Origin of the sequence: Rhodococcus sp. AQ5-07 (assembly GCF_009707305.1) — a bacterium.
Classification (GTDB): domain Bacteria; phylum Actinomycetota; class Actinomycetes; order Mycobacteriales; family Mycobacteriaceae; genus Rhodococcus_F; species Rhodococcus_F erythropolis.
Genome location: NZ_CP046099.1, coordinates 737,531 through 758,306, shown reverse-complemented (window position 1 = coordinate 758,306; position 20,776 = coordinate 737,531). Strand labels below are relative to the sequence as shown.

Genomic DNA, 20,776 nt, shown 5'->3' with positions numbered 1-20,776 from the left:
CGGACCAGTAACCTGAAGGGGTGTCCCACCAGCAACCGCAGCGCCGCGCGCGTCCACGACCTGCGCCGATTCGGACCAAGACGAGCCCGGCTCGCATAGCGGTCGCGGTGCTCTCCGTGCTCGTACTGCTGGTCACCGGGTTCGCATGGCGAGGTGTGGACTCGTTGAGAAACAGCCTTGCCACTGCAAGCGGACTCGGCCTCGGTGGGGGCAAGGACGGAGCCATCGACATTCTGATGGTGGGAACCGACAGTCGCACCGACGCACACGGCAACCCGCTTTCACAAAGCGAGCTCGACTCGTTGCGCGCTGGTGAGGAAGTTGCGTCCAACACCGACACCATCATCTTGATCCGCGTCCCCAACGACGGAAGTTCGGCAACCGCGATCTCGATTCCCCGAGACGCGTACGTCAACGTCCCCGGTATCGGTATGTCGAAGATCAACGCCGCGTTCGGTGCCACCAAGGAAACCGAGCGACTGAAGTTGGTCAACAACGGGTCGTCCGACAGCGACGCAGACAAGAAGTCGACGGAAGCCGGCCGGACCGCGCTCATCGGAGCGGTAGGAAATCTGACCGGCATCACCGTCGATCACTACGCCGAAGTCGGTCTACTCGGATTCGTCCTGCTGACCAACGCAGTGGGCGGAGTCGACGTCTGCCTCAACGCGCCAGTCGACGAACCGATGTCCGGAGCCAACTTCGCAGCCGGGAAACAGACACTCGACGGCGCCGACGCGCTGAGCTTCGTGCGACAACGACACGACCTTCCTCGCGGCGACCTGGACCGGATCGTGCGCCAGCAGGTGTTCATGGCGTCCCTCGTCAGTAAGGTACTGAGCGCAAAAACCCTCAGTGACCCGGGCAAGCTCAGTCAGTTGACCTCGGCCGTTCAGCGTTCCGTCGTCATCGACGACGACTGGGACATCATCGAATTCGCCAAGCAGTTGCAGAATCTGGCCGGCGGAAAGGTGCAATTCGAGACCATTCCCGTTCTCGACATCAACGGCATGACCGATTACGGCGAGTCCATCGTCAAGGTCGATCCCAAGGCCGTCAAGAAGTACATCGCCGGATTGGTCGGCGCCGACAGCGAGGACTCGGAGGAGACCTCCGAGGCACCGACCACCGTGAATGCATCCTCGATCACGGTCGACGTCGCTAATGCCAGTGACGTCGCGGGGTTGGCCAGCGGGGTTTCCGAGGCATTGAGTGCCCTCGGGTACAAGCAGGGACAGGTCGGCAACAACACCGGCTCCGACGTCTCCGAATCGACGGTGTTCGCAAAGTCCGCGGACGACGACGCTGCACTCGCGGTGGCCGAGGCACTCGGCGGTCTGACGGTCAAGGCGGATTCGTCATTGTCCTCGGGCAAGGTTCGGGTTGTCATTGCCGAGGACTACAGCGGACCGCAGTCCGCGGACGCGGTATCCCCGTCCGAAGGCGCGACAAGCACGACTGAATCGGCGAGCACCACCGAGACCAGTCCCACCCCTGCCCCTCCCGGTCCGCCGATCGACGCAGCCTCCAACGGCCCGCGCTGTGTCAACTGAAAACTGTGTGAACTGAAAGCGGTGTGAACTGGACGGCTGCGTAAGCTGATTACGTGCCTTCGCCTGTAGACAACCTGACCGACGCCCTCCTCGGACCGATCCTGGCTGCCGACCCGGCCGGCCCTCGCGTGACCTACTACGACGACGCCACCGGCGAGCGCATCGAATTGTCTGCGAGCACTCTGGCCAACTGGGCGGCAAAGACAGCGAACATGGTTCGGGACGAGTTCGCCCTCGAGCCCGGCGGCAAAGTTGCCGTGCTGCTTCCCGCGCACTGGCAGAGCGTCGCCGTCTTGCTGGGTGTGTGGTGGGCAGGCGGTGAGGTCGTCCTCTCCCCCGACGCCGACGCCGAACTGGCTTTTGTCACTGCCGACCGTCTGGACGATGTTGCGGACGTACCGGAAGTAGCCGCACTCTCACTCGACGCGTTCGGCAAAGGTTTGAGCGATCTTCCGCTCGGCGTCGCCGACTACGCAACCTCCATTCGTGTCCACGGCGACCAGTTCCGTAGCGCCGGAGCCGGTTCGGCGCTGGAAGGCCGGTCCGTAGCGGACACGATCGACGCCGCACGGGCATCGTCGAAGAACGTCGAATTGGCGTCGACGGATCGTGTCCTCTCCAGCCGCACGTGGGACACGGCAGACGAATTGATCGACGGGCTTCTGGCCGTTCTCGCCGCGGGCGCCTCACTCGTGCAGGTAGCCCACCCGGACGCGGAAGCTACCGCGCGCCGAGTGGGCACCGAGAAGGTCACGAAGCAGTTCTGAACGCTAGCTCGCGAGAGCTGTCACCGGTGACACCAGCCCCGCCCTCCTAGCGGGGAGCAGTGACGCGATCACACCGCAGATTCCGCCGATCAACACGATGGCTACCAATTGCGCCCACGGCACTGCGCTGAGGGCGACGTCCTCGATCCCGAACACCGAGGCGGTACCGGCTACACCGAACACCATCCCGAACAGCACTCCGATCACCGATGCAACTCCTGCCACCAGCAGTGCTTCCCAGATCAACATGGCTCGAATTCCCTTCTTGGTCAGTCCGAGTGCGCGAAGCAGTCCGGATTCGCGGCGCCGTTCGAGAACCGACAGTGCCATGGTGTTTCCCACCCCGATCAGAGCGATCAACACCGCTACCGACAGCAACCCGGCAACCACCATGAGCATGGTGTCGAGGATCGAATCGAGAGCCGAGCGCATTTCGGTCATTCCTTGAACATCGCTGCCCGGAGCTTCCTGGCGTGCCAGTTCGGTGATGCGGTCGGTGGCAGCGAGCGCCTCTTCGTCGGTGTCCGTCCCCAACCTGACCCAGTAGGAATCGGTGGTCGGAGCAGTGGCCGCTGCACCCAGATCGCCTCGATCCAACAGCGCTGGTTGACCTTTCACACCCTCGACCACGCTGACGTTGACGGCACCGCGATCTCCGCGCACCGTCGCCGTCTCGCCCACCGAGAGTTTGTATTCGGTCAGGTCAGCGGGCGAGAGCACCAACTGACCGGCCGCGGGTACCGAGATCTCGGTACGCAGAACATCTTTCACCTGGGCAGCGTCGACACCGAACCCGGTCAACGAACCGCGCCCGTCGATCGTCAGTTCGGCCTTGTCCAGACCGCTCACCGCGCCGACGCCGTTGACCGCGGCGATGTCTGTGCCCAACCCTGCGGGAAGCGGTGCCGAACCGGAACTGCTCACCATGACGTCGACGGGGAATTGACTGTCCATCGCCGCAGGTGCGGCTTCCTTGACCGTCGCGATTCCCACGACGAGCGTGCTCGTCAAGGCCACACCGATCAACAGGGCCGTGGCTGTCGCCGAGGTCCGGCGTGGGTTCCGACCGGCGTTGCCTGCTGCCAGGCTTCCCACCGGACCGATCAGTCTCGCCAGCACTCCGCCGGCGGCATTGATCAGCGCGGGCACGATTCGCCCGGACAGTGCTGCGATCCCCAGGAACGAAAAGAGTCCACCGGCAGTCGCCGCCGGCACCTGCTGATTCGTCACTCCCAGGACGGTCATCGCGATGCCCGCGAGCAGTATCACGACGCCCAGAACCCGGCGCACGACCGATACCTGAACGCTCTCGGGCTTGGACTCCATCGGCTGCAGTGCCGCGAGCGGGGAGAGCCTCGTTGCCGCCCGCCCGGGCGCAGATGCAGCGAGCATCGTCATCACGATGCCAACGGCAAGACCGACCAGCACGGTCACCGGGGTGACGCTCAGTGACGAAAGAGGCACCGGCACATCTGCGGCCGTTGCTACGCGACCGATCGCCCAGGCAAGTCCGACACCGAGTCCGACGCCGATCACCGAGGCGATCACGCCGACCGCAGCGGCTTCGCTGCGAATGCTCCGGCGAACCTGTTTGGCTGTGGCGCCGACGCATCGCAGCAACGCGAGTTCCTGAGTGCGCGCGGCGAGCAGAACGGCAAACGTATTGGCGATCACCAGCGCGGCAACAACAACGGCAATGGCACCGAAGGCGAGCAACACCGTGCTGAGGATCTTGGTGCCACCCATGTATTCCGCTGCCGCGTTGTCGGTGGCTTCTTCTCCCGTCAACACGGTGGAGTCCGCGGGCAACGCGCTCGCGATCGAATCCACGAGTTGTTGCTGAGAGCGCGAACCGTCACCGGCGACACGGAACTCACGTTTGGCGCTGTCCCCGGCCCACGCGCTCACCTGCTCGGCGGTGGTGAATATCTTGATCCCGCCCAGTCGTTGCGCCGAACCGGAGAGATCGACCAGCCCGACCACCTGCGCGGTGGGCGCAGCGGCACCGACCGTCGAATCCCTTGCCGTGACAGCGATTCGGGCACCCGTCGGTATCCCGGAGTCCGCGCTCACCAACACCTGCCCCAGACCGGCCGGAAGCGAACCCTCCGACAAGTTCTCCCAACGCAATTCGGGATTGTCGGCGATCGAGAGAGCATCCCCGTAGGACGCGCCCTTTGCCTCGGAGTCGACGCGAACATACGTCGACACGTCGTCGGCGACTGCCGAGACGCCCGGCACCGCACTCAACAGTGCTTCCGTCACGCCTGGACCGGAGGCGACGACATCCGTGGTTTCGTATTGCGTCGCAAGTGATTTACTCACACTCGCATCGACCGTCGAGCTCAATGTCAAAGTCGCGACGATGTATCCGACTGCGATCACCACGGCGAGTATCGAAGCCACATAGCGCCCGGCATGTGCCCGCGCCTGGGCAAAGGCCAGACCCCTCATCGCAGTGCACCCGAAACTGCAGGAACATCAGCCAGGTCGTCGGCACCGAGTGCTCGCATGGCACCGATCACCGAGTCGACGGTGGGACGGTCGATCTCTCCGGCAATACACCCGTCCGCGATCAACACGACTCGGTCCGCATACGACGCCGCCACCGGATCGTGTGTCACCATGACAACCGTCTGACCGGTCTCCCGAACACTGGTGCGCAAGAGGCCCAGAACCTCGGTCCCGGAACGGGAATCCAAATTTCCCGTGGGCTCGTCGGCAAAAATCACGTCGGGCTGCGGCAGTAGTGCGCGGGCGACAGCTACACGCTGCTGCTGACCACCGGACAACTCGTGCGGCAGGTGGTCGAGGCGCTTCGACAGGCCCAGTTTCCCGATCACCTCGTCCATCCACTCGGGCGAGGGTTCACTACCCGCCAGCTTCATCGGCAGCAGCATGTTCTCCCGAGCAGTGAGCACCGGCAGCAGGTTGAACGCTTGGAAGACGAATCCGATTCGCTCGCGTCGAAGTTCGGTGAGTTCCGTGTCGCCGAGTTTCGTGACTTCGGTGTCGCCCAGGAAGACCTGTCCGCCCGAAACCGTGTCGAGCCCGGCCAGACAGTGCATGAGCGTCGACTTTCCGGAGCCGGACGGGCCCATGATCGCGGTGAACCGCTCACGACCGAAGTCCACGTCGACCCCGCCGAGCGCGTGAACCGTGGTCTCACCGGTGCCGTACACCTTGGTGACACCGCGGGCAGTGATCGCCGGCACTGCGGCTGGTTCCGTCGTGGTGTGCGCATGCATTTTTTGCCCTCCGTAAAGCTTCTCGCTATGACGGAATCGACGTTATTGCAGCGCAAGTGGTCTCCGCGTCGGAGCGCGGGGCGATCTTGGAGAGCCCGGTGTCATCCCGGGGTAGGACTGAACAGGGCTGCGCGTCAGCCCTCGGTTCCCAGGAGATCTGCGCGCCGGACAAGTCCGATCTGGAAGGCAAAGACGACGGCCTGCACACGATCACGTGAATGAGTCTTCGAAAGAACCCGTCCGACATGGGTTTTCACTGTCGTTTCGGAGACGTGGAATTTTGCGGCGATCTCCGAATTCGACAGCCCGTACGCCATGGCCTCGAGCACCTCGACCTCGCGCGGTGTCAGCTCTTCGGGCAACTGCGATTCGGGCGCCGAACCTTCCAGGAGAGGTCCGACGTGCTGAAGCAGTCGCCGAGTGGCCCGAGCTTCGATCACCGCGTCCCCGCGATGCACGGTGCGGATGGCGTCGAGCAACTGTTCCGGTGGCACGTCCTTGAGCAGGAAGCCGCTGGCGCCCGCCCTGATTGCCGACATCACGTACTCGTCGTTGTCGAAGGTGGTGAGCACCACGACCTTCGGCGCATCGGGGTCGGCCAGGAGCCGACGGGTCGCCTCGATGCCGTCCATCTTCGGCATCTGGACATCCATCAGGACGACGTCGACATGTCGGGCCGCCAACTCGGTCAAGGCCTGCTGACCGTCCGAAGCCTCGACCACCACGGACAAATCCGGCTGCGAGTCGATGACCATTCGAAAACCTGCGCGGACCAGCTGCTGATCGTCGATAAGTGCCACTGCGATCGGAGCCACGTGTTCGTCCATGCCACTCACCTTAAGACCTTCAGACGTTTCAAGACCTACCCAGACGTTCGTTCATACGGCAGGACGGCCCGGACACTGTATCCGCCGCCTGATTTCGGCCCGGCGGTTACTTTGCCTCCGTGCAGTTTGGCGCGCTCGGCCATTCCGATCAGGCCCTGCCCGCCTGGTGACGATTCGACCAGCGCGGCGCTGCCGCCTCGTCCGTCGTCGGTGATGCCGAGAACGAGTTCGGTTTCAGCCCAAGTCATCTCGACGCTCGCCTGTGCTCCTGGCCCCGCATGTTTGAGAACGTTCGTCAGCGATTCCTGGACGATGCGATAGGCCGTCAACCCCGCACCCGCAGAGAGTTCGCGTGGTTCACCGGTCACACTGACGGCGATGTCGAGTCCGCTGCTGCGTAACTCGTGGAAGAGACTGTCGATATCACCGGCGCCCGGGATCACCGAGAAATCCCGGGGCGTGTCCTCACGCAGGACGGACAGAAGCGATCGCATGTCGGTCAACGCTTGGCGACCGGTGGAGGCAATGGTTTCGAGCGCCTGGATTGCAGCCTGAGGATCCTTGGCCGCGCTGTAGCGTCCGCCGTCAGCCTGAGCGATGACAACGGTCAACGAATGCGCGACGATGTCGTGCATCTCGCGCGCAATCCTCGAGCGTTCGCTGATCGTCGCGATTTCCGCTTCCTGCGCACGCTCGAGTTCGAGCAACCGTGCGCGCTCGGTCAGACCTTCCAATTGTTTGGTGCGAACTCGACGCAAATCACCGAACGCCCAGACCGCGAGCATGAAGATCATGACGGCCACGGACTGCATGACCTGCGAAGACACCGGGATTCCGTCGTAGCCGAAGTATCGAACAGTTCCGGCAATCGAGCCGAGCAACGCGAGCACCAGGCCGGTGAGCGAACTCCACCGAGCGCCATAGGCGGCCAGCGCGTACAGGGAGATGGGCACGACAACGGCCGATGCGAGCAGTGTGTTGCCGATGAAGATCACGTGTAGAACTGCGAACCCTGCGATCACCATGCCGGAGAGTTCGGGGCGCGAGCGTCGCCATGCCAACGGAACGGTCATACCCAGCGAGACGAACACCGCCAGCGGACTCGCCTCGACCGCAACGACAACGCTGAACAGTGCGGCAACCGTCGCAATGCAGATGTCCACACCGCGAGCATGTTCCGCGCTCCAGCGGACGAAGCGTTCACTAGTCGGAAAACGAGCCATGCCGCCAAGAGTAGCTTTTACTGACGAGCTTTCACTCAGGTGCGGTAACCGCCGTCTTCGAGACCGGCCTCGATTTCGAATCGGTTCCGCGGACCGCGATGACGCAACTCCTCACGCAGGTACAGCAGCCCGAATACGATTCCGTACCTGGCCCATTGGTCCGCGTGAACGGCCTCGTGGCGAAGGACGGATCGAGTCGTGTTTCGCCGGGTGAGGTACACACCACCGAGAGTCGTTCCGCCTCTGGCGAACCCGCCGCGCAGCCCGGAAGCGACAAAGATCCCGGACTCGTCGTCGAAGCGGATGTCCGCGCCGAGAATCCCGGCGTAGAACAGGGCGACGCGAGTGACGAATGCGGACTGCGCGCTGCCCCGACTCGCTCGGATCAGCGGCAGCCCACGCCGTGCACACACGAGAAGATCAGCCCAGCAGTTTCTCGCGGAGCGCCTTGTCCTTGTCGAGCACCATCGCCTCGAGGCTCTCCTGGAAAGCCACCATCCGCTGCTGCAGTGCGGGATCCGAAGCGCCGAGGATCCGAGCGGCCAACAGACCGGCGTTGCGAGCGCCGCCGATCGAGACCGTCGCCACCGGGACGCCGGCCGGCATCTGCACGATCGAGAGGAGTGAATCCATACCGTCGAGGTACTTGAGCGGCACCGGAACACCGATGACCGGCAACGGTGTAGCCGAGGCAACCATGCCCGGAAGATGCGCGGCGCCACCGGCACCGGCGATGATGACCTTGATTCCGCGGCCCGCGGCTTCCTTGGCGTAGTCGAGCATCCGCTGAGGCGTGCGATGCGCCGAGACGACACCGACCTCGAAGCGGATACCGAACTCGGCCAGAGCTTCGGCTGCAGCTTCCATGATCGGCCAATCCGAATCGCTGCCCATGATCAGGCCGACCTGCGCGCTCTCACTCACCGTGTACATCCCATCCGTCGGTCCAAACTGCATACGAAAGCCAATGTGCTGCGCGCTCGGCGCGTTCGCGAACTGCGGCAACGTAATTCGGATCGTCGATGGATCCGGCGCCGCCGACGATGTTGACGTGGCCGATCTTGCGATCCTTGCGCTCACCCTTGCCGTACAGGTGGATCTTCGCATCGGGCATCCGCGCGAAGAGGTGATGGACACGCTCGTCCATCGTCATCTCGGGCGCTTCCGGTGCACCCAGAACGTTTGCCATCACCGTGACCGGCGCGATCGGCGAGGTGTCGCCGAGCGGGTAGTCGAGAACGGCACGCAGATGCTGTTCGAACTGAGAGGTGCGTGCGCCGTCCATCGTCCAGTGACCGGAGTTGTGCGGGCGCATTGCCAGCTCGTTGACCACGAGAGTGCCGTCAGCCGTCTCGAAGAGTTCGACGGCCATCGAGCCGACGACACCCAACTCGGAAGCGATGCGCAGCGCCAATTGTTCGGCTTCCTCGGCAACGGCACTCGAAAGGGCGGGGGCAGGTGCGATCACGACGGCGCACTGGCCGTTGCGCTGAACGGTCTCTACGACCGGCCACGTAGCGCCCTGTCCGAACGGCGACCGCGCAACCATGGCAGACAGTTCCCGACGCATCGAGACCATTTCCTCGACGATCAGCGGAACACCCCTGTCCAACTGCTCGGTGACAATGGCTTCTGCTTCGTCCTGATCATCGGTGATCCAGACGCCCCGGCCGTCGTAGCCTCCGCGGGTTGCCTTGATGACAAGCGGCCAACCGTGTTCGGCACCGAAACGCACGACGTCTTCCGCCCACGTCACTTCGGCGTACGCGGGTACAGGTGCGCCCAGTTCGGCAAGTTTGCGACGCATCAGCAATTTGTCCTGAGCGAAGATCAGAGCCTGCGGCGGAGGCTGAACGTTCACGCCTTCGGCAACAAGAACCTCGAGATGTTCGGTCGGCACGTGCTCGTGGTCGAACGTCAACGCGTTGGAACCGACCGCTGCGCGGCGAAGAGCGTCGAGGTCGGTGTGGCTACCGAGCACGACATCGGGGCTGACCTGAGCTGCCGGCTCGTCCGCAGTCCCGGAGAGCACTCGGAGCGTCTGGCCCAGGGCCACCGCCGCCTGGTGAGTCATCCTGGCCAACTGTCCGCCACCGATCATGGTGACGACGGGCATGGATGCTTTTGCCGGTCGAGGGGTGGTCGGGCGGGCGGGGATCTGCGCGGGATCGTTGTTGCCGGTCACGGCTCTCTATGTTGTCATGTGCCGCGTTCGCCCGTTCATTCAGCGTTCCCAATCTGTGATTCTGCTGATGAATCCGCGGCAAATTGGTGGTAACGCGGTTTCGTTTCGTAAACTCATCTGTTGTGCCATTTGTCGACGGGGTCATTGCCCGCATACCCCAACCGTTTCGTGACATCGCTCTGCGTCACAGCGAGCTGATCAAATTCGCGATCGTCGGCGGAACTACCTTCCTGATCGACTCAGGCATCTTCTACACGCTCAAGCTGTCGATCCTCGAATCCAAGCCGATCACGGCCAAGATCATCGCCGGCGTCGTCGCGGTGATCGCGTCGTACATTCTCAACCGCGAGTGGTCGTTCAAGAACCGTGGTGGCCGTGAGCCAGCGCACGAAGCTGCGCTGTTCTTCATCATCAGCGCCATCGGCGTCGTCATCAGCTTCATACCGCTCTACATCTCCAGTTACGTCTTCAACCTGCGCGTACCCGAAGTCAGCTTGGCGACGGAGAACATCGCCGACTTCATCAGTGCGTACGTCATCGGCAACCTGCTGCAGATGGCGTTCCGATTCTGGGCCTTCCGCAAGTTCGTGTTTCCCGACGAGAATCCGGAACCGCTCGAACTGTCCGACACCACAGGATTGTCCGAAACCACAGCGTTATCCGAAACCACGGCGTTATCCGAAACCACGGCGCCTGACCCGGTCATTCCTGATGCCGAAGAGGAGCTCGGGCACTCCTGAGTTTTCCGTCTGCGCGAGCCTTTCGGTCAGCGCGGTTCGCGGTGCGGAACGACGTCCGCGGTCGGCGCAGTGTTGGCCACCGGCAGGAAGACCGCGAACAAGGCAGGCTTACGCCTCTGCAGTTCCAGTCGGCCCCCGTCGGCTTCGATCAGTGCACGTGCGAGCGCCAACCCGACGCCGGTGGACCCGGCCCCTGAAAATCCTCTGTCGAAAATGTGCGGTGCAAGGTCGTTCTCCACGCCGGAGCCTTCGTCGGTGACCTCGACGCACACCATCGAGTCACGACGAGACGAACTGCGCCCGGTACCGTCGATCAATCGGACAGACACCGTGCACGTACCTTCACCGTGTTCGAACGAATTGTCGACCAGAACGGAAACAGCTTCACGCAGACGCGAACCTGTGGTCGCGGCCATCACCGCGCGATCGCCGCGTAGGCGGAGCCTGCGTCCCTCTCCGTCGAACTGAGCCTGCCAGTCGCGGGTCACCTGTTCCAGCTCGCCGACTACCGACACCAGACTCGCCGATGACCCACTGGTGCGCGACGAGCGAATCAGGTCGTCGATTCCGTCGGTGAGCCTGTCCACTTGCGCCATGGCTTCCTCGGCCTCGTTCACGACGTCAGGATCTTCGTGAACGGACAACTCGTCCAAGCGCAGCCGCACTGCAGTCAGTCGACTGCGCAGTTGATGCGAGACATCCGCGACCAGCGCGCGTTCTCGTTGCAGCCGCACCGAAATCTCCACAGTTGCCGCGTCGAGGACGTCGGACACGCGGTCGAGTTCGGGGATGTCGTGCCGACGAGGATCCGGCCGGAAGTCACCTTCGGCGAGGCGCGCCGCCCGGTCGGCCACATCCTGCAGCGGATCGGCAAGCCGACGTGCAGTGACCACAGCGACCACGGTGCCTGCCGTGATGGACAGAAGCACGAGCACACCGACGGCCATCACCGCTTGCTTCTGCTGGGTGCGCAAGTTCTCCGACGGCACCTCGAGACGCAACGAGCCGGACGTTCCCATCGCGAGCGATTCGACGAGTGCGTTCTTGACCGTCGCCTCACCGACGTCGACGCGTGCAGCGCCGTCGACGACGGTCGGATACACGACGACGAGGCGCCCGTCGTTCGGGGTGAGAACCTTGAGCGAATCGGTGTTCAACGCACCTTCGACGAGCCCGTTCGTCCCCTCTTGCGCGATGACCTCAGCGGCCATCCGGTCGAGGCGCACCCGGAGATCACTTCGCGTCACGTCCTCCACCCAGAGCCACGCCGTGTAGATCAGCGGAACTCCCAGCAGCAACGCCGTCATGATCACGACAGCGAGAATCGACTGCAATATGCGACGCCGCATGCCGGCAGTTCCTGATTCTCGAGAAGTTAGTCGGTGTTGATTCGGAAACCGACACCGCGGACGGTGGCAATTCTGCGTTCCACAGCGGGGCCCTCGTCACCGATCTTGCGGCGCAGCCACGACATGTGCATGTCGAGCGTCTTCGATCCACGAAGCTCGACGTCGCCCCACACCTCACGAAGGATCGTATCGCGCGATACTACTTCCCCGGCATGTTCGAGGAGGACCCGCAGAAGTTCGTATTCCTTGTTGGCCAAGGCGATTTCGGAGCCGTTGACGAGTACGCGTCGTGCCGCGGGCTCGAGCCTGATGCCACCGACCTCGACGATCGTGTCCTCGCGGCCACCGTGGCGACGCAGGAGTGCTCGCACACGTGCCATCAACTCGGCGAGACGAAACGGCTTGCTGACGTAGTCGTCTGCGCCGGCGTCCAACCCGACCACGAAGTCGACTTCGTCGGTTCTGGCGGTCAACATCAGCACGGCGAGCGAGGTGCGATGCGCACGAATCTGTCGACAGACCTCGAGGCCGTCCATGCCCGGAAGGCCGAGATCGAGAATCAACAGATCGAAATCACCTTCGAGCGCCTGCTGCAACGCAGCGGGTCCGGTCGGTTCGACCGTCACCGAATACCCTTCACGCCCAAGTGCGCGGGAGAGGGGTGCGGCAATGGCCTCGTCGTCTTCGGCTAGCAATACGGCAGTCACACGAACAGACTACGGACAACACGCCTTTGCACGTTGATTACCAGCCATTTCGATCGTTCGGGTCGTCGTTTTCACCCGCCGGCCGCTGCGGTGGCTGCGATGGTGGCTGCTGCATGGAATCGAAAACCTGGTGATACAGCAGGGCGTGAACGTGCTCGACGTCAGGAATGTCGTCGAACTCGAGCGGATCGTCACTGGCAGAGGCGATGACCAGAGTTCCGGTCTTGAGCATTCGATCGATCAAGCCGTGGCGGAACTGAACATTGCTGATCCGCCCCATGGGGATGTCGATACCGGTATGCGTGAGCACTCCGTGGCGTATGAGCACTCGCCGATCGGTGACGATGAAATGCGTGAACTTCCAGACCGTGAACGGCGCAACCGATCGCCAGGCCACGACACCGAGCCAGATGATTCCGATGGCGATGGACGACACGGTGCGAGCCGTGCCGTCCAATCTCGTCTGTGCGAGGCCCAACAAGAACCCGGCGACGGCCGTCGCAAGCACGAACGTCAGCGCCGGAAGCACCAACATCTTCCAATGAGGATGGCGATGCAGTATCAGTTCCTCGTCCTGAGCGAGGGCGTCTTCGGGATATCCCATGACGGGAAGTCTGCCATCCCGCACCGACTTTCAGGCAGACCCACGTTCAGGCACACCCACGTTCAGGGCTGCGCGATCTTTCGCAGCACCAACGGGGTCACGACGATGATGATGCCGTACAGCACCATCCACACGCCGACCACGATGCGGAAGACGTCGAGCGAGAGTTCGGGCTGCAGAAGGACGATTGCACCCGCGACGATGCTGATGACTCCGAGCACGATCGACAGACCGCGATCGACGGTGTGCCCGGACGCCGCGTCGACCAGATCGAGAACGCCACGGAATACCCACCAGGCACCGATCACCAATGCGATCAGAACCACCGTCTGCAAAGGGCTACGGAGAACCAGGAATCCGAGGAGCACTGCCAACGAGCCGGAGATCGCGACAAGCGTCCGAGTTCCACCCGAAGCCGTCACGTCCGCGAACGAACGGATGATCTGGACGATTCCGAATCCGAACAACTGAATCGCAATTACCACCGCGACCACGAAAAGGGTGGCGTCCGGCCATGCGAGTACGGCGATACCCAGGCCCAATGTGAGGACACCGAGCAGCACCGTCACACCGGTGAGCACGCGGCGAGCGCTCTCGGCCGTCTCGGCTTCGGTCGGAACAACGATCGGTGTGGTCATGACGCCCCTAGGCAGCTCAGTAAATCCCGCAGTTAAATGAAATGAAGGACGGACGGTTGGTTCGAAAACCGGCCAGGGCCAAAAATTAGCACTTTGGTGCCAGAAAATCCGGCAAGGCTCACGATTCGGCTACCGGGGCGGCCCGAAGGTGCGTGATATCACCCGCAGCGACCGCAAAGGTCTCCCCATCTGTTCCCTCGATTTCGATGACAACGCGGCCGGAAGTGTCGATGTCGGTCGCGATACCGAACACCTCCTTGTCGCCCGGCAAGACCGCGCGGACTCGTTTGCCCAGCGTCCCGCAACGCTGCCGGTATTCGGCAGCCAACACAGATGTATCCCATTTCGATGATTCCCAAGCACGGAATTGCGTCGCCAACTCACGGGCAATTGCTCGAACGAGGGTGTCGCGGTCGACAGTCGATGCTTCTTCGATGAGGAGTGATGTAGCGGTCGGGACGGGCAGCTCCTCGACACCCAGGCTCACGTTCAACCCGATGCCCACCACCACCGCGGGATCGGGCGCTGTCCTTGCCACCTCGGCCAGAATTCCGGCGACCTTCTTGTCACCGATGAGAACGTCGTTCGGCCACTTGAGTTCTGCGGGCACTTCGGCCACGTTCCGCAGCGCGTCGACGACCGCGATTCCCGACAGTAGCGGGAGCCAACCCATGTCCGTGAGATTCATTCCGGGCATCGACAGCAGAACCGACATCGAGATCTGCGCTTGCGGCGGACTCACCCAAGTGCGCGAATGACGGCCGCGGGCACTCGCCTGATACTCGGCGATCAGAACGTGACGGTCGGCATCCGGATCTGCCGCTCGCGCAAGGAGATCCGCGTTCGTCGAACCGGTCTCCTCGACAACGTCGAGGCGGTTCCAGAAAACGCGCGCGTCGTCGTTGTCACTGCGCACGAGTGCGCGTCGTAGGGCATTGCCGTCGAGGGGCGGGCGGTTCAAGTCGGTCCACATAGCCCCAGCCTATGACGACAGCGAGAATGTACTGGTCAGTAGCTTGAGCCTGCAAGACAGCGACAATCGGACCTGCCTTCGAAGCCCCCCACGCACTCTCGTTAAGCTCACGTCCATGACCACTGTCCAAGAGCCGAACGCGCCGGAGGCGGCGGCCGCACCCGATATCCACACGACCGCGGGAAAGCTCGCGGACCTGCGGAATCGCCAAGCCCAGGCGCAGGCACCGAGCGGCGAAGCCGCCATCGACAAGGTGCACGCCAAAGGCAAGCTGACCGCCCGCGAGCGCATCACCGCCCTCCTCGACGAGGGCTCCTTCGTCGAACTCGACGCACTGGCACGGCACCGAAGTGTGAACTTCGGTCTCGCTGACAACCGCCCGGTCGGCGACGGCGTCGTCACCGGTTACGGCACCATCGACGGCCGCGACGTCTGTGTCTTCTCACAGGACGCCACCGTTTTCGGCGGATCGCTCGGCGAAATCTACGGTGAGAAGATCGTCAAGGTCATGGACCTCGCGATCCGCACCGGTCGCCCCCTCGTCGGCATCAACGAAGGTGCAGGCGCGCGCATTCAGGAAGGCGTCGTCTCGCTCGGCCTTTACGGCGAGATCTTCCACCGCAACGTCCAGGCCTCGGGTGTCATCCCCCAGATCTCACTGATCATGGGACCCGCCGCCGGCGGCCACGTCTACTCCCCCGCACTGACCGACTTCGTCGTGATGGTCGACGAGACTTCCCAGATGTTCGTCACCGGCCCCGACGTCATCAAGACAGTCACCGGCGAAGACGTCACGATGGAAGACCTCGGTGGTGCTCGCACCCACATGGTCAAGTCCGGAGTCGCCCACTACGTCGCTTCCGGCGAGCAGGATGCCCTCGACTACGTCAAGGACCTGCTCAGCTACCTGCCGTCCAACAACCAGGCAGCAGCTCCCCGCGGCGAGATCACCGACCCGATCGTCGGTTCGATCGAAGACAGCCTGACCGCTGAGGACATCGAACTCGACACCCTCATCCCGGATTCGGCCAACCAGCCGTACGACATGCACGAGGTCATCCGTCGCATCCTCGACGACGACGAGTTCCTCGAGGTCCAGGCCGAGCGCGCGATGAACATCATCGTCGGTTTCGGTCGCGTCGACGGCCGCTCGGTCGGCATCGTCGCCAACCAGCCCACCCAGTTCGCGGGCTGCCTCGACATCGACGCCTCGGAGAAGGCCGCACGCTTCGTGCGTACCTGCGACGCGTTCAACGTCCCGATCATCACCCTCGTCGACGTTCCCGGTTTCCTTCCCGGAACCGAGCAGGAATACAACGGCATCATCCGTCGCGGCGCGAAGCTCCTCTACGCGTACGGCGAAGCAACGGTCGGCAAGATCACGGTCATCACCCGCAAGGCTTACGGCGGAGCGTACGACGTCATGGGCTCCAAGCACATGGGCGCCGACGTGAACCTGGCATGGCCGACCGCTCAGATCGCCGTCATGGGTGCATCCGGAGCTGTCGGATTCGTCTACCGCAAGCAGCTTCTCGAAGCCGCGAAGAACGGCGAAGACGTCGATGCATTGCGCCTCAAGCTGCAGAACGAGTACGAGGACACCCTCGTCAACCCGTACGTCGCCGCTGAGCGCGGATACGTCGACGCTGTCATTCCTCCGTCGCACACCCGCGGACAAATCGTTTCCGCATTGCGACTGCTCGAGCGCAAGGCCGTTTCCCTTCCGCCCAAGAAGCATGGGAACATTCCCCTATGACCGCAACCACCGAGGACATTCTCAGCGAAGATGTCGCACTGGCGGAGACTGCACCGACCAACGGTGCGGTCGTCGAGGGAAGCGCGACGGACGCTTCGCTCACGGAGCTGACCGAGACGTCGACCTCCGACGCGTCGGTCATCAAGATCGTCAAGGGTTCGCCCACCGACGTCGAGATCGCGGCACTGGTCAGCGTGCTTGCCGCGGCTGCCGGCAGCGGTCAGGCTCCCGAGTCGAATGTTCCCGCGGAGACCTGGGGCGATCCGACTCAGTTCCACCGCACGCGTGCGCCGTTCTCGCCGTACGCGTACCTGAACCCCGCGATCCGTCGCAGCTGACGATCACTTGCTGACGTGACTCAACTGGTTCTAGCTTCAGCGTCCCCGGCTCGCCTCGCAGTTCTGCGGGCGGCCGGGGTTTCGCCGCTTGTGCGTGTCTCCGGCGTCGACGAGGACAAGATTGCCGACAACCTCGGCCCCGACGCCGCTCCCGAAAAAGTCGTGACGGTGCTGGCGGAGGCCAAGGCCGCCGAGATCGTTCCCGGCCTCGCCGCCGACAATCTCACCGACGTAGTCGTTGTCGGGTGCGATTCGATGCTCCTGATCGACGGGCAACTTCAAGGCAAGCCAGGCAGCGTAGACATCGCCCGAAAGCGATGGGCCGCAATGGCCGGACGCAGCGCCACTCTCTTGACCGGGCACTGTGTCCTACGCGTCGCCGACGGCCGCATCGTTCGCATGGCCTCGGATCACAGCGCAACAGTGGTTCATTTCGCGCAACCGTCCACCGAAGATCTCGAGGCATACCTGGCAACGGGCGAACCGCTCCAAGTCGCCGGAGCATTCACGCTCGACAGTCTCGGCGGCTGGTTCGTGGAGAGGATCGAGGGTGATCCCTCGAGTGTCATCGGTATCGGATTACCTTTGGTACGAACACTTCTCGAGCGTGTCGGGGTTTCCGTCTCGGATCTCTGGCGCACGCAGAGCATCTTCTGACACGATTTCTCCAAGCACGTTTTCTCCACGCACGTTTTCTCCAAGCACCACTGACCAGCCTCGCATCGGGTTCATGCCGATGCGAAGCTGGTCGTTTTTGTTGTCGCCGAAGAGGCTTGATCCCTCAGGTTTTGAATGTGGTGTTCGCGGGCCGCGGGTGCTGCCGCGGATCGATCGAGGGCGGCGGGATGAACCACGGTTTGTTGTCGACTCCGATCCGGATTTCCCATTTCCCGACGAACCTGGATTTGCGGTGCATCAGCCGGTGATGCGAACGGCACAGCAGGACAAGGTTGCTCATCACCGTCGGCCCGCCGTTGGCCCAGTGCCGAATATGGTGCGCATCCGTCCAGGCCGGTACACACGTGCAGCCGGGGAACGCGCAGCCTTTGTCGCGGGCGATCAACGCCACTCGCTGTTCGGCGGACACCAACCGTTTCCCGGGTTTCGCATCCAACGGCGCCCCGTGGTCGTCGAGCAGAACAGTCGACAGGAAACAGTCACACCCGAGGAGTCTGGTCTGCGATACCGACAGCGGTCCGAGCCACGGCATGTGCCCGACATCGAGATCCGACACAGCCACTCCACCACCATCGGGCGAGGGTGCGGCGGCGCAGTCCCGATGCTCAGCCAGATCGCGGGCGTTGATGTGCACGTTCACGTGCGGACGCTGACCACCGTCGGTGCCGGTTTTGGCGCAGTCGAGGTAGCGGCGGATCAGTTCGGTGAACCCGTCCGCGGTCCGCTTCGCTGCCGACCGGGCATCGGGGGTTCCATCGGGTGCCGGGGTGGGCATCGTCAGATTCGACAGGGCGGAGAGCAGCATTTCGCCGGTGATGGCGTCGAAATCGCCGCGCACCACCACCCGACCATTCAATGTCGACGCGATCCGGAGCTCGTTCCGATCCACATCTTCGGCGGGCGGAATCTCATCGGATTCGAACACTCGCTCCAAGGTCGCGATGACGTTCCGCACCTTCGTGGTCGTCGCCTCCACCCCGGACGCGGCAGCCAACAACAAATCGATACAGCGAGGGAGCGCCTCCTCCGGCATGCCCTTCGGTGGTGACTCGCAGAACGCCACGATCAACACGGCATGCTCGAACGAACAATCCCCGACATCGAACCGGGCCGCCACCGCGGGAAACGGTCGAAGCGCAGCCCCCAGGGCGGCGATCTTCTTCCCGTCCCGGATTTGCAGCATCGTGTTTGCCGCCAACCACGACCCCACCCCGCGGCTGGCAATCACCTGATCATCCGGCCGCAACGACAACTCGTCCACCACGGCCACTCGCACGGCCTCGAGGCGCAGAATCTCCGCGCTCGCCGACACCGCAGCGGCCCGCAACTCCGCAGCCGTCAACCGCCACAGGCGTCCGCGCAACCCCACCGCAGAACCGGACACCACATCCGACAACAAGACACTCATTGAATCCCCCGATCCCCTACTCAGAGAATACTCGAACACCCGTTCGAGTCAAGGGCATTTTTTCAGACTGGGGAATTGACCCGCGGCAGGGCAGTCGAGGCCAATCCGATGCCGAGCGCAATTGCGGCGATGATCGCGAGCACGCGGCGTTGGGCTTCGAGAAACGCTTCGCCGGCCGCCGCGCGAGTAGATGCGTACGCGGCATCGACTGCCACTTGAACGGATTGGCCCCCGGCGCCGGCAGTTCCTTCGCGGCGACATTCCGGCGCCACCTCCATCGGCGATCCGGATGCCAATTGACTTGTCGCGCAATCGACAAATGCCTTTTCGGCGATGTCGACCAGGCCAGGATTCACGCCGGCAGCTTCAAGATTCGCAACGTACTCGGGCCGCTCCCCCTGCACTGCTTGCGGAGCTTGCCCCGCGACGAGCGAGAAGAACACCACTCCGATCAAGGCCAGTCCGATCGAGCTGCCAACCTGCTGAACGGTCGGTAGCAGTCCCGACACCGAACCCGCGTGCGCGGGTTCGACCGTCGCGAGGATCGCGGTTTGCAGTGGCGCCACGAACAGTCCGAGCCCTGCGCCCCCGAGGAGGAGAGGACCGGCGAGCGCGAGCCAGCGTGGATCAGTTCCTTCGTGTTCGAGGATGACCGACAACGCGATCAGCGAGCCGGCAAAGACGACCATCCCCAAGATCAGGACGCGGTTTCCAAGCATCCGGTACACCGCGGATGAGAGAACCGCAGCCACGCCCATGCCGACGGCCCACGGGAGCGTCATCACGCCCGCTCGCAATGCGGAGAACCCGAACCCGAACTGAAGCGTGAGACTGATGGTGAAGATCAACGAAGTCAGGGTTCCGAAGAATACGAACGCAAGAACCGCGCCGATCGCGAAGGCTCGGTCGCGGAAAAGCTCCAGACGAAGGACCGGATCGCCGCCTCGTTTCGCCAGACGCGATTCGTAGAGCACAAACGCCAATGCCACCGGCACCGACATCGCGAGCATGACAACAAGACCTGTGGGCCATCCACGCGGCCTTCCCTCGGCCAGGGGAAGGATCAGCAGGAACAGCGCCAGCGATGACAGTGCGGCGCCGATGAGGTCCAGTGAGCGCACATGCTCAGCGCGAGCATCGACGAGATGGAAATACCCGAGAATCAAGGCGGCGATGCCGATCGGAATGTTGACCAAGAAGATCAGGCGCCAGCCCCAGTCGAAGAGATTCCACTCGATCAGCAGCCCGCCGATCAGAGGCCCACTGACCGTTGCGAGCCCGATGGTCGCACCGTAGATCCCGAACACTCGCGGATGCCTGGCCTTCGGAAACAGACCCGAGATGATGGCAAACGTCTGGGCGGACATCGAACCGGCCGCCAACCCTTGCAAACCCCGGAAGACGATCAACATCGTCGCGCTCTGAGCGAGCCCGCACAGCAACGAGGCCGCGACGAATACGAACAGGGCGGTCAGAAAAACAACCCTACGACCGAACAGGTCCCCCAACCTGGCCGCGGTGATCAACGAACACGCAAAAGCCAGGATGTACACGCTGACCATGAGCAACTGCGCCGATACGCCTGCTTGAAGATCGACGGCGATACTCGGAAGCGCGACGTTGACGATCGTCGCGTCGAGCAACTGCATGAACGCCGCCGCCAGACTCGTCGCCAACCCGAGCCAGGGCGTCAGAGAACCAGCTCGCCGTCCGCCCTTGTGGTCGGCGCCGACAGCGTCACCTAAAGGGTCCGGAAGCACCGAATGATCCTAATCGAACAGG

Annotated in this window: 20 protein-coding genes; 6 read left to right on the top strand and 14 right to left on the bottom strand. The window is 63.2% G+C overall.

The window, feature by feature from the left end:
* The first annotated feature begins 20 nt into the window (after positions 1-20).
* Positions 21-1,553, top strand: a complete 1,533-nt coding sequence (locus GJB56_RS03535; protein ID WP_275887735.1) for an LCP family protein — start codon at positions 21-23, stop codon at positions 1,551-1,553.
* A gap of 53 nt (positions 1,554-1,606) precedes the next feature.
* Positions 1,607-2,320 (top strand): TIGR03089 family protein, encoded by a 714-nt coding sequence (locus GJB56_RS03530; protein ID WP_019747762.1) that lies wholly within the window; start codon positions 1,607-1,609, stop codon positions 2,318-2,320.
* Between the two features lie 3 nt (positions 2,321-2,323).
* On the opposite strand, the gene GJB56_RS03525 is transcribed toward GJB56_RS03530, so the two are convergent.
* The 7 genes from GJB56_RS03525 to GJB56_RS03495 form a co-directional block, all read right to left on the bottom strand.
* Entirely contained in the window at positions 2,324-4,774 is a 2,451-nt protein-coding gene (locus GJB56_RS03525; RefSeq protein ID WP_031333156.1) for an ABC transporter permease, read from the bottom strand.
* Positions 4,771-5,568 (bottom strand): ABC transporter ATP-binding protein, encoded by a 798-nt coding sequence (locus GJB56_RS03520; protein WP_021343705.1) that lies wholly within the window; start codon positions 5,566-5,568, stop codon positions 4,771-4,773. The genes GJB56_RS03525 and GJB56_RS03520 overlap by 4 nt, the downstream gene beginning before the upstream one ends.
* A gap of 134 nt (positions 5,569-5,702) precedes the next feature.
* Positions 5,703-6,395, bottom strand: a complete 693-nt coding sequence (locus tag GJB56_RS03515) for a response regulator (protein WP_019747759.1) — start codon at positions 6,393-6,395, stop codon at positions 5,703-5,705.
* Between the two features lie 35 nt (positions 6,396-6,430).
* Positions 6,431-7,618 carry a sensor histidine kinase gene (locus tag GJB56_RS03510; protein WP_019747758.1) on the bottom strand — a complete coding sequence of 396 codons (1,188 nt, stop codon included), beginning with the start codon at positions 7,616-7,618 and terminating at the stop codon, positions 6,431-6,433.
* Positions 7,619-7,653: 35 nt separating this feature from the next.
* Positions 7,654-8,031: a hypothetical protein gene (locus GJB56_RS03505; RefSeq protein WP_020907086.1), complete on the bottom strand. Its 378-nt coding sequence runs from the start codon at positions 8,029-8,031 to the stop codon at positions 7,654-7,656.
* A 7-nt stretch (positions 8,032-8,038) separates the two neighbouring features.
* Positions 8,039-8,551 carry a 5-(carboxyamino)imidazole ribonucleotide mutase gene (gene purE, locus GJB56_RS03500; RefSeq protein ID WP_047890252.1) on the bottom strand — a complete coding sequence of 171 codons (513 nt, stop codon included), beginning with the start codon at positions 8,549-8,551 and terminating at the stop codon, positions 8,039-8,041.
* On the bottom strand, positions 8,535-9,734 hold the full coding sequence (locus GJB56_RS03495) for a 5-(carboxyamino)imidazole ribonucleotide synthase (RefSeq protein WP_279393701.1): 1,200 nt from the start codon (positions 9,732-9,734) through the stop codon (positions 8,535-8,537). The genes purE and GJB56_RS03495 overlap by 17 nt, the downstream gene beginning before the upstream one ends.
* Positions 9,735-9,925: 191 nt before the next feature.
* Between GJB56_RS03495 and GJB56_RS03490 the strand changes: the two genes are divergently transcribed.
* The gene (locus GJB56_RS03490) at positions 9,926-10,543 is read left to right on the top strand and encodes a GtrA family protein (protein WP_021332550.1); all 618 of its coding nucleotides are present in this window, start codon (positions 9,926-9,928) and stop codon (positions 10,541-10,543) included.
* A 26-nt stretch (positions 10,544-10,569) separates the two neighbouring features.
* Here GJB56_RS03490 and GJB56_RS03485 read toward each other — a convergent pair whose 3' ends face one another.
* The 5 genes from GJB56_RS03485 to GJB56_RS03465 all read right to left on the bottom strand — a co-directional run bounded on the left by GJB56_RS03485 (position 10,570) and on the right by GJB56_RS03465 (position 14,814).
* Positions 10,570-11,892 carry a sensor histidine kinase gene (locus GJB56_RS03485; protein WP_019747754.1) on the bottom strand — a complete coding sequence of 441 codons (1,323 nt, stop codon included), beginning with the start codon at positions 11,890-11,892 and terminating at the stop codon, positions 10,570-10,572.
* A 26-nt stretch (positions 11,893-11,918) separates the two neighbouring features.
* Positions 11,919-12,599: a response regulator transcription factor gene (locus GJB56_RS03480; protein WP_003940916.1), complete on the bottom strand. Its 681-nt coding sequence runs from the start codon at positions 12,597-12,599 to the stop codon at positions 11,919-11,921.
* A 37-nt stretch (positions 12,600-12,636) separates the two neighbouring features.
* On the bottom strand, positions 12,637-13,203 hold the full coding sequence (locus tag GJB56_RS03475; RefSeq protein WP_021343702.1) for a PH domain-containing protein: 567 nt from the start codon (positions 13,201-13,203) through the stop codon (positions 12,637-12,639).
* A 62-nt stretch (positions 13,204-13,265) separates the two neighbouring features.
* Positions 13,266-13,841: an HdeD family acid-resistance protein gene (locus tag GJB56_RS03470; protein ID WP_113683010.1), complete on the bottom strand. Its 576-nt coding sequence runs from the start codon at positions 13,839-13,841 to the stop codon at positions 13,266-13,268.
* A gap of 118 nt (positions 13,842-13,959) precedes the next feature.
* The gene (locus tag GJB56_RS03465; protein WP_020907080.1) at positions 13,960-14,814 is read right to left on the bottom strand and encodes a biotin--[acetyl-CoA-carboxylase] ligase; all 855 of its coding nucleotides are present in this window, start codon (positions 14,812-14,814) and stop codon (positions 13,960-13,962) included.
* A 115-nt stretch (positions 14,815-14,929) separates the two neighbouring features.
* Here GJB56_RS03465 and GJB56_RS03460 point away from each other — a divergent pair, with 115 nt between their 5' ends.
* Genes GJB56_RS03460 through GJB56_RS03450 form a run of 3 tightly spaced genes read left to right on the top strand, consistent with a single transcriptional unit; the run spans position 14,930 to position 17,565 of the window.
* Entirely contained in the window at positions 14,930-16,570 is a 1,641-nt protein-coding gene (locus tag GJB56_RS03460) for an acyl-CoA carboxylase subunit beta (protein WP_003940853.1), read from the top strand.
* On the top strand, positions 16,567-16,908 hold the full coding sequence (locus GJB56_RS03455; protein ID WP_019747751.1) for an acyl-CoA carboxylase subunit epsilon: 342 nt from the start codon (positions 16,567-16,569) through the stop codon (positions 16,906-16,908). The genes GJB56_RS03460 and GJB56_RS03455 overlap by 4 nt, the downstream gene beginning before the upstream one ends.
* A gap of 15 nt (positions 16,909-16,923) precedes the next feature.
* Positions 16,924-17,565 carry a Maf family protein gene (locus tag GJB56_RS03450; RefSeq protein ID WP_007731146.1) on the top strand — a complete coding sequence of 214 codons (642 nt, stop codon included), beginning with the start codon at positions 16,924-16,926 and terminating at the stop codon, positions 17,563-17,565.
* A gap of 124 nt (positions 17,566-17,689) precedes the next feature.
* Here GJB56_RS03450 and GJB56_RS03445 read toward each other — a convergent pair whose 3' ends face one another.
* Both GJB56_RS03445 and GJB56_RS03440 read right to left on the bottom strand, forming a co-directional pair.
* Positions 17,690-18,994 (bottom strand): HNH endonuclease signature motif containing protein, encoded by a 1,305-nt coding sequence (locus tag GJB56_RS03445; RefSeq protein WP_113683011.1) that lies wholly within the window; start codon positions 18,992-18,994, stop codon positions 17,690-17,692.
* 62 nt (positions 18,995-19,056) lie between these two features.
* A complete protein-coding gene (locus tag GJB56_RS03440) occupies positions 19,057-20,754 on the bottom strand; it encodes an MFS transporter (RefSeq protein ID WP_113683012.1) in 1,698 nt (565 codons plus the stop codon).
* Positions 20,755-20,776: the final 22 nt, after the last annotated feature.

Excerpts from the sequence above, each read along its gene's own strand:
- GJB56_RS03470 (WP_113683010.1), bottom strand. The coding sequence starts at position 13,841 with ATGACCACACCGATCGTTGTTCCGACCGAAGCCGAGACGGCCGAGAGC.
- GJB56_RS03520 (WP_021343705.1), bottom strand. The coding sequence starts at position 5,568 with ATGCATGCGCACACCACGACGGAACCAGCCGCAGTGCCGGCGATCACT.
- GJB56_RS03445 (WP_113683011.1), bottom strand. The coding sequence starts at position 18,994 with ATGAGTGTCTTGTTGTCGGATGTGGTGTCCGGTTCTGCGGTGGGGTTG.
- GJB56_RS03475 (WP_021343702.1), bottom strand. The coding sequence starts at position 13,203 with ATGGGATATCCCGAAGACGCCCTCGCTCAGGACGAGGAACTGATACTG.
- GJB56_RS03525 (WP_031333156.1), bottom strand. The coding sequence starts at position 4,774 with ATGAGGGGTCTGGCCTTTGCCCAGGCGCGGGCACATGCCGGGCGCTAT.
- GJB56_RS03465 (WP_020907080.1), bottom strand. The coding sequence starts at position 14,814 with ATGTGGACCGACTTGAACCGCCCGCCCCTCGACGGCAATGCCCTACGA.
- GJB56_RS03495 (WP_279393701.1), bottom strand. The coding sequence starts at position 9,734 with ATGCCCGTCGTCACCATGATCGGTGGCGGACAGTTGGCCAGGATGACT.
- GJB56_RS03485 (WP_019747754.1), bottom strand. The coding sequence starts at position 11,892 with ATGCGGCGTCGCATATTGCAGTCGATTCTCGCTGTCGTGATCATGACG.
- GJB56_RS03510 (WP_019747758.1), bottom strand. The coding sequence starts at position 7,618 with ATGGCTCGTTTTCCGACTAGTGAACGCTTCGTCCGCTGGAGCGCGGAA.
- GJB56_RS03515 (WP_019747759.1), bottom strand. The coding sequence starts at position 6,395 with ATGGACGAACACGTGGCTCCGATCGCAGTGGCACTTATCGACGATCAG.
- GJB56_RS03455 (WP_019747751.1), top strand. The coding sequence starts at position 16,567 with ATGACCGCAACCACCGAGGACATTCTCAGCGAAGATGTCGCACTGGCG.
- GJB56_RS03460 (WP_003940853.1), top strand. The coding sequence starts at position 14,930 with ATGACCACTGTCCAAGAGCCGAACGCGCCGGAGGCGGCGGCCGCACCC.
- purE (WP_047890252.1), bottom strand. The coding sequence starts at position 8,551 with ATGTACACGGTGAGTGAGAGCGCGCAGGTCGGCCTGATCATGGGCAGC.